The sequence below is a fragment of the Peribacillus sp. NPDC097284 genome (genome assembly GCF_044761765.1).
Lineage (GTDB): Bacteria > Bacillota > Bacilli > Bacillales > DSM-1321 > Peribacillus.
The window spans coordinates 639294-654448 of the sequence record NZ_JBIWCZ010000001.1 but is presented as its reverse complement, the minus strand read 5'-3'; the positions used below and the strand labels follow the sequence as shown (position 1 = coordinate 654448).

At 44.5% G+C, this 15155-nt stretch carries 17 protein-coding genes; 11 read left to right on the top strand and 6 right to left on the bottom strand.

Annotation, left to right across the window (positions count from 1 at the left end):
• Positions 1-56: 56 nt before the first annotated feature.
• From ACIQXU_RS03290 to ACIQXU_RS03275, 4 genes are read right to left on the bottom strand one after another with little or no spacing between them, the layout of a single operon-like run.
• Positions 57-1547, bottom strand: coding sequence for a phytoene desaturase family protein (locus ACIQXU_RS03290; protein WP_402986680.1), 1491 nt, complete (start codon positions 1545-1547; stop codon positions 57-59).
• Positions 1544-2647 (bottom strand): glycosyltransferase family 2 protein, encoded by a 1104-nt coding sequence (locus tag ACIQXU_RS03285; RefSeq protein WP_402986678.1) that lies wholly within the window; start codon positions 2645-2647, stop codon positions 1544-1546. The genes ACIQXU_RS03290 and ACIQXU_RS03285 overlap by 4 nt, the downstream gene beginning before the upstream one ends.
• Positions 2648-2660: 13 nt before the next feature.
• Positions 2661-3323: a lysophospholipid acyltransferase family protein gene (locus ACIQXU_RS03280; protein ID WP_402986676.1), complete on the bottom strand. Its 663-nt coding sequence runs from the start codon at positions 3321-3323 to the stop codon at positions 2661-2663.
• A complete protein-coding gene (locus ACIQXU_RS03275; RefSeq protein ID WP_402986674.1) occupies positions 3320-4075 on the bottom strand; it encodes a carotenoid biosynthesis protein in 756 nt (251 codons plus the stop codon). The genes ACIQXU_RS03280 and ACIQXU_RS03275 overlap by 4 nt, the downstream gene beginning before the upstream one ends.
• A gap of 274 nt (positions 4076-4349) precedes the next feature.
• Here ACIQXU_RS03275 and ACIQXU_RS03270 point away from each other — a divergent pair, with 274 nt between their 5' ends.
• Complete coding sequence (locus ACIQXU_RS03270) at positions 4350-4787, top strand: ferritin-like domain-containing protein (protein ID WP_402957805.1); 438 nt, start codon at positions 4350-4352, stop codon at positions 4785-4787.
• A gap of 30 nt (positions 4788-4817) precedes the next feature.
• Here ACIQXU_RS03270 and ACIQXU_RS03265 read toward each other — a convergent pair whose 3' ends face one another.
• Positions 4818-5708, bottom strand: coding sequence for a DMT family transporter (locus ACIQXU_RS03265; protein WP_402957803.1), 891 nt, complete (start codon positions 5706-5708; stop codon positions 4818-4820).
• Between the two features lie 151 nt (positions 5709-5859).
• On the opposite strand from ACIQXU_RS03265, the gene ACIQXU_RS03260 reads away from it, so the two are divergent.
• From ACIQXU_RS03260 to lepB, 6 genes are all read left to right on the top strand, one after another.
• Positions 5860-6309 (top strand): RrF2 family transcriptional regulator, encoded by a 450-nt coding sequence (locus ACIQXU_RS03260; protein ID WP_402957801.1) that lies wholly within the window; start codon positions 5860-5862, stop codon positions 6307-6309.
• 75 nt (positions 6310-6384) lie between these two features.
• The gene (locus ACIQXU_RS03255; RefSeq protein ID WP_402874783.1) at positions 6385-7089 is read left to right on the top strand and encodes a DsbA family oxidoreductase; all 705 of its coding nucleotides are present in this window, start codon (positions 6385-6387) and stop codon (positions 7087-7089) included.
• A 157-nt stretch (positions 7090-7246) separates the two neighbouring features.
• Entirely contained in the window at positions 7247-8050 is an 804-nt protein-coding gene (locus ACIQXU_RS03250; RefSeq protein WP_402986672.1) for a uroporphyrinogen-III synthase, read from the top strand.
• Between the two features lie 79 nt (positions 8051-8129).
• Entirely contained in the window at positions 8130-8306 is a 177-nt protein-coding gene (locus ACIQXU_RS03245) for a DUF4083 domain-containing protein (RefSeq protein ID WP_402986670.1), read from the top strand.
• 89 nt (positions 8307-8395) lie between these two features.
• Complete coding sequence (locus ACIQXU_RS03240; protein ID WP_402986668.1) at positions 8396-8818, top strand: DUF4064 domain-containing protein; 423 nt, start codon at positions 8396-8398, stop codon at positions 8816-8818.
• Between the two features lie 305 nt (positions 8819-9123).
• Positions 9124-9672: a signal peptidase I gene (lepB, locus tag ACIQXU_RS03235; RefSeq protein WP_402986666.1), complete on the top strand. Its 549-nt coding sequence runs from the start codon at positions 9124-9126 to the stop codon at positions 9670-9672.
• A gap of 35 nt (positions 9673-9707) precedes the next feature.
• Here the strand turns inward: lepB and ACIQXU_RS03230 are convergent, their stop codons facing one another.
• Positions 9708-10382 (bottom strand): VOC family protein, encoded by a 675-nt coding sequence (locus ACIQXU_RS03230; RefSeq protein WP_402986664.1) that lies wholly within the window; start codon positions 10380-10382, stop codon positions 9708-9710.
• A 219-nt stretch (positions 10383-10601) separates the two neighbouring features.
• Here ACIQXU_RS03230 and ACIQXU_RS03225 point away from each other — a divergent pair, with 219 nt between their 5' ends.
• From ACIQXU_RS03225 to ACIQXU_RS03210, 4 genes are all read left to right on the top strand, one after another.
• Positions 10602-11087, top strand: coding sequence for a DedA family protein (locus tag ACIQXU_RS03225; RefSeq protein WP_402874802.1), 486 nt, complete (start codon positions 10602-10604; stop codon positions 11085-11087).
• Between the two features lie 229 nt (positions 11088-11316).
• Positions 11317-12729, top strand: coding sequence for a dipeptidase PepV (pepV, locus tag ACIQXU_RS03220; RefSeq protein WP_402874805.1), 1413 nt, complete (start codon positions 11317-11319; stop codon positions 12727-12729).
• A gap of 21 nt (positions 12730-12750) precedes the next feature.
• Positions 12751-13605, top strand: coding sequence for a D-amino-acid transaminase (gene dat, locus ACIQXU_RS03215; protein WP_402986662.1), 855 nt, complete (start codon positions 12751-12753; stop codon positions 13603-13605).
• Between the two features lie 209 nt (positions 13606-13814).
• Positions 13815-15047, top strand: coding sequence for an Nramp family divalent metal transporter (locus tag ACIQXU_RS03210; RefSeq protein ID WP_402986660.1), 1233 nt, complete (start codon positions 13815-13817; stop codon positions 15045-15047).
• Positions 15048-15155: the final 108 nt, after the last annotated feature.

The following is a 15155-nucleotide window of genomic DNA, read 5'->3' as shown; positions in this document are numbered from 1 at the left end:
GCCTGTGGGGTCTCCCGAAGACACGCGTTTCCCGCAGGAGTCTCGCACCTTCCGTTTCAACTGATTTTGTTATATTGTTCCATTTTTATGATAGAGCGGGCTACGTTTAGACCGCTAATCGTTACCATCGGTGAACCGCCGCCAGGGTGAGTGCTACCACCGACAAAGTACAGGTTTTTGATATCTTTACTGGTATTTTGTGGGCGCAGGAATGCGTCTTTTTTTCGGTTGGCAGAGACTCCGTATAAGGCCCCGCGATGGGCCCCGAATTGTGCGGCGATATCGGAAGGGGTTATGATTTTTTCTTCCACGATATGTTGAGTGAGATCGAGGCCATGGGAAGATAACGTTTCAAAGATCAATTTCTTATAGGCAACCGGTTCTATTTGCAATTTTCCATTCGGAGGCAGGGCGGGGGCATTAACCAGGATGAATAAGTTATCCCCTTTTGGCGAGCGGCCAGGATCCGTATGGGACGAATTGCAAATGTAGATGGTCGGCTTGGCACTGTATTTTTTGTTGACGAAGAGGTCATTGAACTCCTGTTGATAATCATCGGAAAAATAAACGGTATGATGCTTCAATTGGGTAAAACGTTTGTTGATCCCGGCCAGTATAACGAATGCCGAAATGGAGGGGTCGATTTTATCCACCTTATCGTTTTTAAAAGAAGGACGGTCCTTTTCAGCAACTAGTTCAGGATAGGCTTTCAATAAATCGGCGTTCATGATCACATGGTCAGCCATCACCTTTTCCCCGTTTTGTAACTCGACTCCGGTTGCTTTATTGTCGGCCACGAGCACCTTCTTTACTTGCGATTCACTATGAAGGCTGACACCCATCTTCTTGGCAAGCGAAGCAAAGGCTTCCGCGATTTTCACATTGCCCCCTTTTACATAGTACACCCCTTCGACCATTTCCAAATAGGCAATCATCGCAAACGTGGCGGGTGCTTGGAATGGGGAAGAGCCGATGTATGTGGCATATCGATTATAGGCTTCGATGATGCGAGGATTGGAAAAGTAAGAACGGAAAAAAGAATCCAATGTCTGCAAGGGGCGTACGCGCATCATCGCCGCCCCCAATGAAGGCGAAGTATAATCACGCCATGAACGAAACGTTCTGGGGAGGAAATATCGTTCCGAGAGCTTGAATAACCTGGTGATTTCCTTAATGAAAGAATCGTAATGGCGAGCCCCGGCAGGATCAACTTTCTGAAGTTGAGAAAGGACGGTTTGCTGATTGCTGGAAAAGTCGAAATGGGTTCCATCCGGAAAGATGTTGCGTGTATGATTCTCCAGTTTGATCATCTCGAAATAATCATCGGCCCGTTCTCCCGTTTGTTCGATCACCTGTTTAAACACCGAAGGCATCGTGATGGTATTGGGACCGAAATCAAACGAGTAATCACCAAGTTGAATTGGCATCATTTTCCCGCCGAAATGACGATTCTTTTCGTAGAGTTCGACGTGGAATCCTGCATGTGCTAGGGTGATGGCCGACGATAGACCGCCGAGACCGCCCCCGATGATGATCACTTTTTTCATGAATAGTGCCGTCCTTTCCATTCATAAGATTGTCTGGACCATGATTTCCACATGGATGCATGCATGATGCCGATGAATGAAGCCGCGGATAACGGCATCAAAAATGATAGATACCCTCCTTGGTTCGTCACACGGTCCACAATGTAACGCTGGCATGTAATGAGGAGATATGGAATGAAACAAACCGGCTGGAACTCGATAAGCCCGTATGCAAGCAAGAGAAGGGGGCCTATGTAAAAGAAACTATAAAAAACCGTCAATAATACGACCAGAGGAAAAGAACGGCCTAGGCCATTGTATATGTTTTTTAAAAACCCATCCCATACTTCCTGGTTCGTCTCATACATCCGGCAGGACACTTCATCGGTGATGTTCGCAAGCATTACCTTAAATCCTTGCTCTTTCATCTTACGTGCAATATGGACATCCTCGACCAATGAGGATCGTACCGTCTCGTGGCCGCCCATCTTCATATAAGCCATTCGTTCAAATAGCATAAACCCTCCATGTGCAGCGGTCGTAGCTAGGATATTCGTCCGGTTGGCAAACATGATCGGCAAATGGAACAGGACGACAAAGTGTTGCATGGGGACAAGGAGCTTACTTAGAAAAGATGGGACTTCAAATGCGGAGAACCCAGTTAACAGGTGCGCCCGGCTTGTTTTCATTAGTGAGAGTGATTTTTCGAGACAATGGGGTTTCAAACGCACATCCGCATCGATAAAAAGGAAGTATGCCCCGTTCGCCTCTTGTTGCAGTTGATGACATGCATGGACCTTGCCTACCCATTGTTCAGGCAGCTTTTCCCCGGAAAGGATGCGAAACCGGCTGTCGCCTTCGGTTGCCTTTTCCAGGATGGAACAGGTTTGATCTGTGGACTGATCGTCCAACAAAATGAATTCAATGTTCGGATAGGTCAAAGCCTGTAAGCACCGGACCATGGATTCGGCATTCCGTTCTTCATTTCTCATGGGAACCATGATGGAAACGAGCGGTGTCTTGTCTAGGTTTGCTTCTTTAGGCAGCCTAGGCAGGGATAGCGCATTCAGCATCGTCCAGATGATGAAAATCGTTAAGCAGATGATGAAAGAAAATAACATGTAGCACACTCCCCTAAAGTAAAATCGAAAACTTGTTGAATTGTTTTGTTACGACAAGCTGCTTTAATTCATCCAACTGCTCGGTGCAAACTTGTTCCAGTCCAGCCGTTTTTTCGTTCCGTGACCTACCGGGTAAATCGTGATGATATAGCGGATTTCCTGCTTCTATGTACACTTCTGGCTTTTTCCTTTGGCCAAATGAATAATAAAAGCTAATCGGGACGACCGGTGTATGCGGACAGTGTTCCAATACATATGTAACGCCTGGTTGAAAGCCTAGCGGACGCATTTCTAAATGAAATTCATCTCCTTGTGGAAACATCCAGACACTCTTTCCACCTTCTAATAACTGTTGCGCATATTGGAGGGATTGCAGGATATCTTTTGGATGATTGCGGTTAATGGAAAAGGCTCCTAATCTTTTAAAATACGGATACTGCTTTAACCCTGATTCATGCATCATGATATAGAGGTCTCCAGGAAGGACGGTTCGGCTTAGATGAAAAAAGATGAGTCCGTCCCACCAAGAACTATGATTCGCGATATAAATTGCCGGCGTTGTTGGAAGGGTTCCTTTGGAATATAAATGGATTTGATCAAAGGACCGTCGTAATAAACGTTGATGATAAAGGGAAAACATGGAGTGGAATAGTCGGTTTTTATTGGCACGGATCATGTTGCTTCCCTCCTTCTTAAGGCGAGTAATAGGATGAAGCTGGCTAATAGAGCAGTGAGCGAGCTTGCTAGCCAAAGTTTTCCGAGTAGACCTAATAAGATGAACATCCCAATCATTAGCGCAAATAAAAGAACCATGCGTTTTTCCCATCTTATATTTTGATTTGTGTCTTTCTTCCATTTGAGAATGAACAAAAGAAACAAATGAAGGACAAAGGCGACCAGAAACCAGCCGACAAAATTACTAAAAGGGATCCCATAGTACACGCCTGTTTCTTCCCATAGCCAATATTGTTTCACTTTATAGGAAACCGGATCGATGATTAAATCGATGACCACCGCGATGCATCCTCCGACAATGGCATATAAGAGCCCGCCATGTGGAACGATTTTTTTTGCCAATACATGAGATGTTCCCATCACCATCAGCCATGCGAACCCAATCGCAATGGGGACTCCGAATAAATTGGGGGCGAATTTTTCTGTGTAGCCATATTGTCCGAACAAAATACTGTAGGCAGAGCCGAGGTATTCAATAAGAAAGGAAGACGAAAATATGACACTACTAATCAAGAGCCCGTACTGCCAATTAAACTTCTTGATGAAAAAGATCACCCCTAACAATCCGGCCAACACCAAAAACATGGCATTGGCCCATTCTAGCCACGGCGCTATCCAATCAAAGCTAAGAAGGATGATTCCGCATGCATACCAAAAAAGGAATACTTTATATAAGACTTCATCCAATGTCATGTATATATGATACCTCCCTAAATGAATATATCTATACAAACATTGTACAATATATGTACAAATATTGAAAATGGTTTTTGTTTAAAGGGAAGGCTCACGAATCGTACACATATTTAGCGAAGTATCTACTCATTTTTTACGCAACATAAAATAAACCGGCCTGCTGTCGGTAGGATCTGTAGGATTCAATGCGAGATTGGTCGTCAATATACTAGGCACATGTTCCGTCACTTGTCATAAGATAAGGGTATATGGAATGGGGAGGTCTTTTTAGATGTATGATTATATAGCGAATGATCAGGAAGAGAATCGCCAGCAGGACTTGATACACAAGTTAGAACAGGCGATTAATGGGGAGTATAGCGCCATCTTGTGTTACGAGAAACTAGCTAGGATGGCTCCTAACGAAACAGAGCGGAAGCAAATCCTTGAGATCAGGGAAGATGAGATGAAACATTTTCAGGTGTTTTCACAAATCTACATCAATCTGACAGGATACCAGCCAACACCGAAAGTGACGGAAACATGCCCGGATTCATATAAAGCAGGCTTGGAGTTTGCCCTTGTGGATGAACAGAAAACCGTGGATTTTTATTTGGAAACAGCAGATGGTGCAGCAGACCGGTCGGTAAGAAAGGCATTTCGTCGTGCTGCCGCAGATGAGCAAAACCACGCCGTGTGGTTTTTGTATTATATGGTGAAAAATAAATAGAAAGAGCGCCGAAAGCGGTGCTCTTTCTATTTATGATAGGGAAGTCTTCTCGATTGGAGCAGGTGCCTTCGGTGAAAAGGTCAGTGAAACAATTCCACATAAAAGCAGTCCAACACCAAACCAGTTCAACAAGCTCAGGCTCTCGCCGACAAGAAAGACACCAAGAAGTGCCGCTACCAATGGTTCCGCCAATGACAGCGATACGGCAGTTGATGATGGGACGGATAGAAGACCTTTGTTAAAAAGCAAGTAAGCCAAAGCTGTCGCAAAAAGGCCAAGGTGAAGGCTGATGGCCAACCCATTAGTGGTTATGATCCAGCTACTATCAAAGATGAATAGCATAGGCGACAATAGCAAGGCGCTTAAAGTAAAGATGACCGCAGCCGTTGCTTCTGGAGGCTGTTTGCCCAGAATTTTCTTGCTTACGAGTGTATACACGCTAAAGGACGCCCCGGCACCAAGTGCAAGTAGGATGCCGATTGGGTCAATTGGTCCTTGCCCTTCATTGGCAAACAGAAGTAAGCATCCCGCAATCGATAAACCTGTCGCCAACCACCAAATCATGGAAGGTTGTTTTTTTTCAATCACCCATTCAAGGAAACCGGCAATGATCGGAGCGCTGCTCAGTGTAATGATGGTACCAATGGCGATTCCGGTGAGGCTGACACCCATGAAAAAAAGCGGTTGATAACAAGCCATGCCTAGCGTGGCCAAGAGTGTTTCCTTTACTGGCCAATTATGGACCGTTACTTTCCTTTGCAAGAAAGCGATAAGTACGAGAACAATTCCTCCGAAAGCGAGGCGGACCGCACCAATTGCAAAGGGATGGGCGCCATCCGGGGCGAATGATTGGGCGGTACCCGTCGTTCCCCACAGCATGGCACCCATGATGACGAACAGATACCCAGACTTATCCCTCATTTACTCTCTCCTATTGGTATAGATTCATTATTCTGATAATTTTACCATACTATTTGAGCGAAAATCGAAGAGAAAGGCCATTTGTTCGGGAGATAGGAACATAGTATACTAGTCTCACAGTAGTTCATAGAAGATATAGGAGGAAATAGTGATGTCATCAAGTACTAAAAATAACCAAATCGGTCCCGCTCGGTTTGCCGTTGCTATTCACTCTCTGGTTTGGCTGGCGCAAAGTGGGAAGCTGCTGACGAGTTCCGTGATTGCATCAAAGGTCCATTCACATGCTACGTTTTTACGGAGGGTGATGGCCCAGCTTGCGGTAGCTGGAATCGTCGAGACCAAGGAAGGGCGTGAAGGTGGATATAGTCTTCATGTACCCGCCGATATCCTGACCTTGGCAGATGTATATCTGGCAGTGCGACCGGAATGTCTTGATTTCCTGGATACGAGTGAATGCGGGGAAGTCGGGAAACAGCTTGATCGTGCTTTGGAAGAAATCATGAATGAGGCAGAACAGGAAACCCTGAAGCTCTTGAAAGGGTACACGCTAGAACAGTTCATGGACAAAATTGATTTTTCCGAAAGTGCGTACCTAGGCTAATATCCTTGCAGAAGGATATTCTGCCCTATATAATGTGCTTAAAGTAATTGCATTTAATTCAAGGAGGGTCTTAACATGAAGGTGGAAATTTGGTCGGATTATCAATGTCCGTTTTGTTATATTGGAAAGCGTCGTTTCGAGGATGCGTTGAATCAATTTGAAAATAAGGATCAGGTCGAGGTTGAATTCCGTAGTTTTGAGTTGAATCCGGAAGCGGAACGGGATATCAATATGAGCCAAAGTGAGATGTTGGCGAAGAAATACGGCATGTCGCAGGCTCAGGTGGAAGCCAACAGCCAAAATATGACCCAACAAGCTGCAGAGTTGGGGCTTGACTATCATTTAGACAAAGTCGTCTTGACGAATTCCTTTGATGCTCACCGCTTGATGCATTTTGCCGAATCAAAAGGAAAAGGGAAAGAAATGAATGAACGTCTGTTCAAAGCATACTTCACGGAAGGCAAGCATATCGGCGACCATGCCACATTGGCGGATTTGGCAGAAGAAGTCGGTCTTGATCAGTCTGAAGTGGAAAAGATGTTAGCGGGCACAGCCTTCACGGCGGAAGTAAGGGGCAACGAACAAGAAGGAAGTTTGCTTGGGATTACGGGAGTTCCATTCTATGTGATCAACCGAAAGTACGGCGTCTCAGGAGCTCAGCCTGCCGAAGCGTTTTTAGATACATTGAGGAAGGTATGGGCAGAGGAAAACCCGTTGCAAATGGTGAATGAAACAGGGGATGCTTGCACGGATGGTTCTTGTAGCGTACCGGAAAAGTAAACGCTACGAATGGAGACTTGGACATGTTCTGAGTCTCTTTTTTTATGTAAAGGATCCCGGGATACGGAAAGAAGCTTCTTTTTTATAGTTTCATAGACTGAAAATTTGTATAATAGGGATAAGACTATAGATGAAGCATACATATGGAGGGTCATGAATGAGTAAGCTTAACGGCAGGACAGTTGCTCTTTTGGGAGCAAGGAAAATGGAAGAACTCAGTAAAATCGTTGATAATCTAGGGGGCGTCCCGCTTGTCCGGTCAGCACAAGGCACGGTATATCTGGATGATTCCCATCTGGAGGAGGATGTTACCCGTTTAATAGAAGGAGAGTTCGATTGGATCATTCTTACGACGGGAGTGGGCACGGAACTCTTATATAATACCGCTGTAAAAATGGAAGCGGGGGACCGTTTTATAGAAGCTTTGCAAAAAATGAAGATCGCCGTTCGTGGGTATAAAACGAAAAACCTGCTTAAGAAGCTTGGCCTGGAGCCTGATGTCCGTGATGATGATGGCAGTACGGCAGGATTGGTTCGCAATCTTGATGGACATTTGCTCGGCGGTGTGAAAGTCGCCTTGCAACTGCATGGAGATCCGGCACCGCTTTTGATGAACTGGTTGGATGAACAAAAAGTCGAACATAAAGAGATATTGCCCTATGAACATATTGCCCCGGAAACAGAAACGATGCATCTATTAATTGGGGAAATCCTCGATGGGAAAATAGATGCCGTTGTGTTCACGAGTGCGCCCCAGCCTCGAAATTTGATGAGATTTGCCCGTGAACTAGGTGTGGAAAAACGCTTAATTGACCGCTTTGCAACGGATGTCGTGGCCCTGGCTGTCGGTAAAGTGACGGCGCAAGTCATCATCGAGGCAGGGATTGACCGGGTCATCTATCCAGAAGATCAACGGATGGGCAGTGCGATGGTCGAGCTGGTGAAGTTTTATACGAGTTAAATGAAATCTATCGTAAAGCGTTAGTCTTCTAATCTTTCATTCAGTAAGCCGCCGATCGATGACAGGGGGGAAGCCTTATATGGAATGGACTATTGGTGATGTATTGTGGCAATTATTTTTCCTGGGACTTCTTGTATTACTGGTTGTGATGATCGTGAAAATCATTCGTTTTTTTCAAAAACATACGAAAGGCGTTTCCAGCGTGGAAAAGAAGATGAAAGAACTTGAGGGACGCATCAATAAAGACAAAAAGTGAAGAGGACCCGGTTATATTACATACAATCTTTACTTCCTTTCTAAATGGGGTAGAGTACCTAAGTAACTTATTCTTGGGGGGAAGTATAAATGAAACGTAACGGTGAATTTGTGTTAAGCATTATTGGCGTAACGATCGCAACCATTTCCTTACTTGTGGGAATCATTACGGCTGTCTACACCAGCACGGTCGACCTAACGGAACTGGTTGAATACTCATTAGGTTCCGACGTGGAGATGGCGGCTTCCGAAATGGAGATGACACTCCAACTGTTCCAAGTACTATTGTGGGGAGGAATTGTATCGTTGGCGTTTGCTCTGCTAGGTGGACTGATTGCCATCATTCTCTTGAAAAAAGGCAGAGTGAAAGCGGCCGGAATTGTATTCATCATTATCGGCATTCTTACCCTATTCCATATATGGCCACTGATCTTCTTCATCGTGCCGGGAATTATGTGCCTAGTAAGGAAAGATGGAATCCAAAATGAAGAGATTGAATATAAGCAGTATTAAATATCATTCTCCATGTCTAGTTGTTTACATCAAATGAAGGAGCGCATTCGATTTACCCTATCGAATGCGCTTCTTGCTAGGTTACATAAAAGTCCCAAGCTGAACGGAGGAATCGAACCAATTGTTCCTTTGTCTGTTTATTATCTGTTGCCTCATTCTACCATCTGAAAGGATAATTCAACCGCTATAACGAATAATTCAATAATATGCCAAAGTTAGGGGAAAATGTGGGCATTTGTATGAAGTGATTATATTCTTACTGTGATATAATGACTAGACTAAAACACAAGAGAGAGGGACTTCGATTGGAAAAAAGCAAAGAGGTTTTTTCGTGGGTTAAAGCGATTGGGATTGCGGTCGTATTGGCTTTTCTGATTCGAACATATATATTTGCCCCTATAGTCGTGGATGGGGAATCTATGATGCCGACTTTACAAGATCATGAAAGAATTGTGCTCACTAAGTTTGGCACGAGTATTGGTAGCATTGACCGATTTGATATTGTCGTCTTCCATGCAACGGAAGATAAAGATTACATAAAACGGGTGATTGGCCTACCGGGTGATCATATCGAATATAAGGATGACACGCTTTATATTAATGGCAAGAAATATGATGAACCCTATTTAGATGAATATAAAGAAGAAATGGGCGGGGAGCCATTGACTGGTTCTTTCAAGCTTGAGGAAGTGTCAGGCAGCATGACCGTACCGGATGACCACCTGTTCGTGATGGGGGACAACCGCCAGAATAGTCTGGACAGCCGTGAAATCGGACCCGTTTCCATAGAGGAAATAGTCGGTAAGGCGAATTTGGTGTATTGGCCGATCAAGGAATTTAAAATCGTGAAATAAAAGGAACGGACTCGACAATGGAGTCCGTTCTTTCGTTATGTTTTAGAAATCCGCGTTTTGCCTGCACCATCTTGGATGATGCGTGTTTTGAAATCGACTTCTATCATGAGAGGATGGATTTCTGCATATTGCTCTGAAAAAATCCACCGTCGTCCTGGTTTGCCCAACAATAGAAATGCCCCTTCGCTACCCATGAAAGTAAGACCATCGGGATTCAAGGATTCATCATCCCGGATTGGGATATTCCTGTTGATCAGCTGTTGGCCAATCCCCTCGATATCCCAAGTCGTCAGATTGATTTCCCCGATGCTTAGCAAAGAGTTCATTGAGAAAGGCTCATTGTTCTCAGGTGCGATGGAATGCCTTGCGATGAACTCGACAACATTATGGCTAGGGTCGGTGAAATAAAGAGAATGGGCATGGATATTCTTGAAGTACACTTCATCAACCCCCTCTTCCCTATTTAAAGGAGCGCGGGCGGTGATCCATTTTTTCGCCTCCTTGAATTGATTGGAAGGGATGTTGAAGGCCAAATGATAGAATGGCTTGCTACCGCTTTTGGCTTCAGTGAAAATCAATTCACTTGCCCCTATCTTTATCGAAAAGCTATTAGGTGTCTCCCCGAGTAATTTGGCGCCAAGCCGGTTCAGATAAAAAGCTTTTGTTTTTGCTAGAGAATTTGAAGCGAGGTTTACTTTGTTGATCAGCATAACTTCACACCCCTTTTCCTTATTTCTTCCATTATAAAATAATTCGGCTAGATAAGCGCCAAAAGGAAATTTATCTGCAAATTTCGAAGTTTTTTTTAGAAAAACCACTCATTTGGGTTAAATTGGGTTATTCTATAAGATAGAAGTAATCACGTTAACCAGACCCGTACCGAAATTGGATTACTTCTTACATAGGGTGTCTGAGATGGAGTACGAAGAATGGACATGGTAAAAGAGTTAATTTCAAACTATGGTTATTTTGCGATATATGGACTTTTAGCATTAGGGATCATCGGGTTGCCTGTTCCCGATGAGTTCATGATGACGTTTGTCGGCTATTTGGCTTCTATTTCTGTTTTGAATGTACAAGGTGCATTCTTTGTCAGCTTTCTAGGTTCGGTTTCGGGGATGTTGGTCAGTTATTTCATCGGGAAAAAAATTGGCAAGCCTTTCCTAAGGAAACATGGAAGGTGGATTCGGATGACTCCGACACGGTTGGAGAGTCTTGAGAGATGGTTTAATAAATACGGACCGTGGACCCTTATCATCGCCTATTTCATTCCGGGAATCCGCCATTTTGCCAGTTATTTTTCTGGAATGAATGGAATGGGTAAACGCAAATATTGTATCTTTGCTGGTGTAGGGGCATTCAGTTGGTGCTTGGTGTTTACTGCTGTTGGCTATTTCATTGGTGTTTTGACTTAAAGGATAATGGGCCTTGCCTGGCAACAAAGACTGGTTCCTTTATATATGATGGAGATCCGTTCTGTTCGTGGAAGCGGGTCTATTTTTTATGAGTGGATTGTGATTGAATCATGTACCTGTTTTATGAGCGTCAAATTACGGGAATAAGAAAGAATGATCTCAACACTTGGCGATACATATAGAAATAGTGATAAAATGAGAAATATATGAAAAAGGGAGTTGTCATGATTTGAGTGAATTGAATTGGCGCGAAGAAGTAGAAAAAAGAAAAATGGACCTTTTGGTCGATACACAGAACCTATTGAAGATAAAGAGTGTATTGGATGAAAGCCAAGCAACAGAGGAGGCTCCATTCGGCAAAGGAGTCAAGGAAGCATTGGATTATATGCTCCAGTTAGCGGAAAAAGACGGATTTACCGTGAAAAATGTCGATAATGTTGCCGGGCATATTGAAATGGGCGAGGGTGAGGAGTTAATCGGGATTTTATGTCATGTCGATGTAGTTCCTGAAGGAGATGGCTGGAGCTCTGATCCATTTGGAGCCGAGATACGCAACGGGCGGATTTACGCGCGTGGGGCAATCGACGATAAAGGGCCGACGATGGCAGCTTATCATGCCATGAAACTTGTCCGGGAGCTTGGCAAGCCATTGAACAAGCGTGTTCGAATGATCATTGGTACGGATGAGGAATCAGATTGGCGTTGTGTCGATCGCTATTTCGAAGTGGAGGAAATGCCGACGATGGGCTTTGCCCCGGATGCAGATTTCCCTATCATCAGTGCGGAAAAAGGAATCTGGGATTATTCCATCATTCAGCCAGCGGATGCAGGACCCGGAACGAATTCAGAAGTGAATGTTTTGGAATTTTCTTCAGGCCGAAGAACGAATATGGTACCCGATTTCGCAACGGCCATTGTGGAAGCGGCCAACCCTGCTGAAATCGTTGCAGGCTACCAGAACTATTTACAAAGATATTCGCTGAAAGGACAGGCTGTGCCACAAAAAAATCAAGTCCTACTAGAACTGAATGGGGTTTCAGCCCATGCGATGGAACCGAAAAATGGAGTCAATGCGGGTCTGCATTTAGCTGTGTTCTTGGCGGACTTATCACTAGATCCCCATGCAAAATCCTATTTCACTTTCATCAAGGATTATCTATTTGAAGATTCCCGTGGCACTAAGTTGGGTGTCGCCTATACGGATGAACAAACAGGTGAATTGACGATCAATGCCGGCACATTCAATTATTCGAAACAAGGCGATAGCTCCATCGGATTCAGTATGCGTTACCCGGTCACATATGAATGGGAAAAGCAAAAAGAAGCGTTAGAACAAAAGCTTTCCACATATAATCTACGTGTGGAATCCAATTCGCTTTCGACACCTCACTATGTGAACAGTGATAGCTTCTTGATCAAGACGTTGCAAGAAGTGTATGAAGCGGAAACGGGTGAACAAGCGGAGCTCCTTTCCATCGGTGGCGGAACATATGCCCGCTCATTGAAGGAAGGCGTCGCATTCGGCCCTCTATTCCCAGGTAGTGAGGATATCGCGCACCAAAAGGATGAGTATATCGATATAGAAGATATGCTGAAGGCAACGGCCATTTATGCCCGTGCCATTCATGAACTAGCCAAATAAGAGGTTAAGAAGGAGTAAGACATGGGGAAGATCATTTATAACGGTGAATTGAAAGACCGGTCTGCCATCCAGATAGATGTCGAGGATCGAGGATACCAGTTCGGCGATGGTGTTTATGAAGTCATCCGTGTTTATAACGGAAAACTATTTGCAGCCGACATGCACCTAAACCGACTCATGGACAGCGCGAAACTGATTCAACTGAAGGTTCCTTTTACAGTGGCAGAGATCAAGGAAAGGACAAAAGAACTGATTACTGCAGAGAATCTGGAATATGGTATTGTCTACATGCAATTGACGAGAGGCACTTCGCCCCGTAATCACGCATTTCCAATAGGTGAAGTAGACCCTGTTTTTGTCGCTTATACCAAGGATATGCCATATACAGGAAGTAAGTCTGGGGTCAAAGCTGTCACGGTTGAGGATATCCGTTGGTTACGTTGCAACATCAAGAGCTTGAATTTGCTAGGTAATATAATGGCTAAGCAGGAAGCTGTTGAAGCAGGCTGTGACGAAGCGATCCAACATCGGGATGGAACGGTTACGGAGGGAAGTTCATCCAATGTGGCGATCATCGTGAAGGGTACGCTGAAGACGCACCCGGCAACGAATCTGATCCTGAATGGGATTACCCGCCAGATCCTACTTAAGCTGTGCAACGATAAGGGCATTTCTTATGTTGAAGAACCTTTCACCCTCTCGGACATGATGGATGCGGATGAAGTCCTGTATACAAGCACAGGCGTTGAAATCACGCCAATCACCGCAATCGATGGGCAATTGATTGGGGATGGAAAGGCCGGAAGCATCACACTCCAACTACAAAAGTTATTTACACAGGAAATCGAGCGACAATGTGGTAGTTTAACTGAATAGATTCCCAATCCCCCTGTCTGAATGGAGGCAGGGGGATTTCTATGTGAACATTTTTCGAAACGTAACATGCTCATGAACCCGTTCCCTATACGGTCCTTTTTTAGTAAGCATCCATTTTGACATTTTCAAACTACAGGCATATACTTTTTCATATCAAAAGTTTACCTTGCGCAACTTTTTAAGCCGCGTATAAAAAGGAGTTGGAGTGCATGTCTTCTTTACATGGAGATACGAGAGGCTTTAAAAAGCTGCTCCCCTTTTTAGGGCCAGCTTTTATAGCCGCCGTTGCTTACATTGATCCAGGGAATTATGCAACGAACATTGCCGCGGGTTCAAAATATGGCTATACGTTATTATGGGTTATTCTTGCGTCCAATTTAATGGCGGTCTTGATACAGTCCTTGTCTGCAAAATTAGGAATAGCAACAGGGAAAAACCTTCCTGAACTATGCCGTGAGACATTTTCCAAAAAGTCATCGTTCTTTTTATGGATTCAAGCCGAAATCGTCATAATGGCGACGGATTTAGCCGAGTTTATCGGAGCCGCACTCGGGATTTATTTACTGTTCGATCTTCCGCTTATCACTTCTGCGCTTATTGCGGCAATCGGGTCATTTGCCATTTTAGAGTTTCAGCGCAGGGGATACCGTACATTTGAAGCGTTGATCACAGGGATGATATTCGTGGTGGTGCTTGCTTTTGGCGCCCAAGTTTTTTATGCAAAACCGGATACCTCAGCACTCCTTATGGGGCTTCTTACACCCAAGTTCGAAGGAGTCGATAGCATTTTACTATCAGCTGGGATGCTTGGGGCGACTGTCATGCCACATGCGATATATCTACATTCTTCTCTGACGCAAAAGCGAATCGTTGGGAAGGACGAAATGGAAAGGAAACGGATTTTTCGTTTCGAGTTTATCGATATCGTCATTGCCATGCTCATAGCGGGTGCCATCAATGCTGCCATGCTAGTGGTTTCGGCTGCATTGTTTCATAAAAGTGGGGTGCTTGTAGAAGATTTGGATGTGGCCTATGACCAATTTGCCTTGATGCTAGGGCCATCTGTTGCCATGTTTTTTGGAATTGGCTTATTGTTTGCCGGTCTATCAAGCTCGTCCGTCGGTATGCTCACAGGGGATGTCGTCATGCAGGGGTTCATAAAAAAACATATCCCCATCTATTTGAGAAGGCTGATCACGACGATTCCTCCATTAGTGATCATTTTGATGGGAGTGAATCCGTCCAAAGCGCTCGTAATGAGTCAAGTCGTATTATCGTTTGGGATTGCATTTGCGCTCATTCCGCTCATACGGTTTACAAGTGATAAGAAAATCATGGGCAATCTAGTCAATCACAAAGTGACGTCGGGCTGTGCCTGGATCATCGCTGTCCTCATTATCGGACTGAACCTGTTTTTGCTATATGAGACGCTACTTGGGTAATACCATTAAAATCGGATAAAGCAAAGGGGAGGACCAGCTGATGGTCCTTCTCTTTTGCTTTCCTTTCCTAAGGAAGGTGTAAGAAGCGGGGGTAGCCTAATGTAAGAG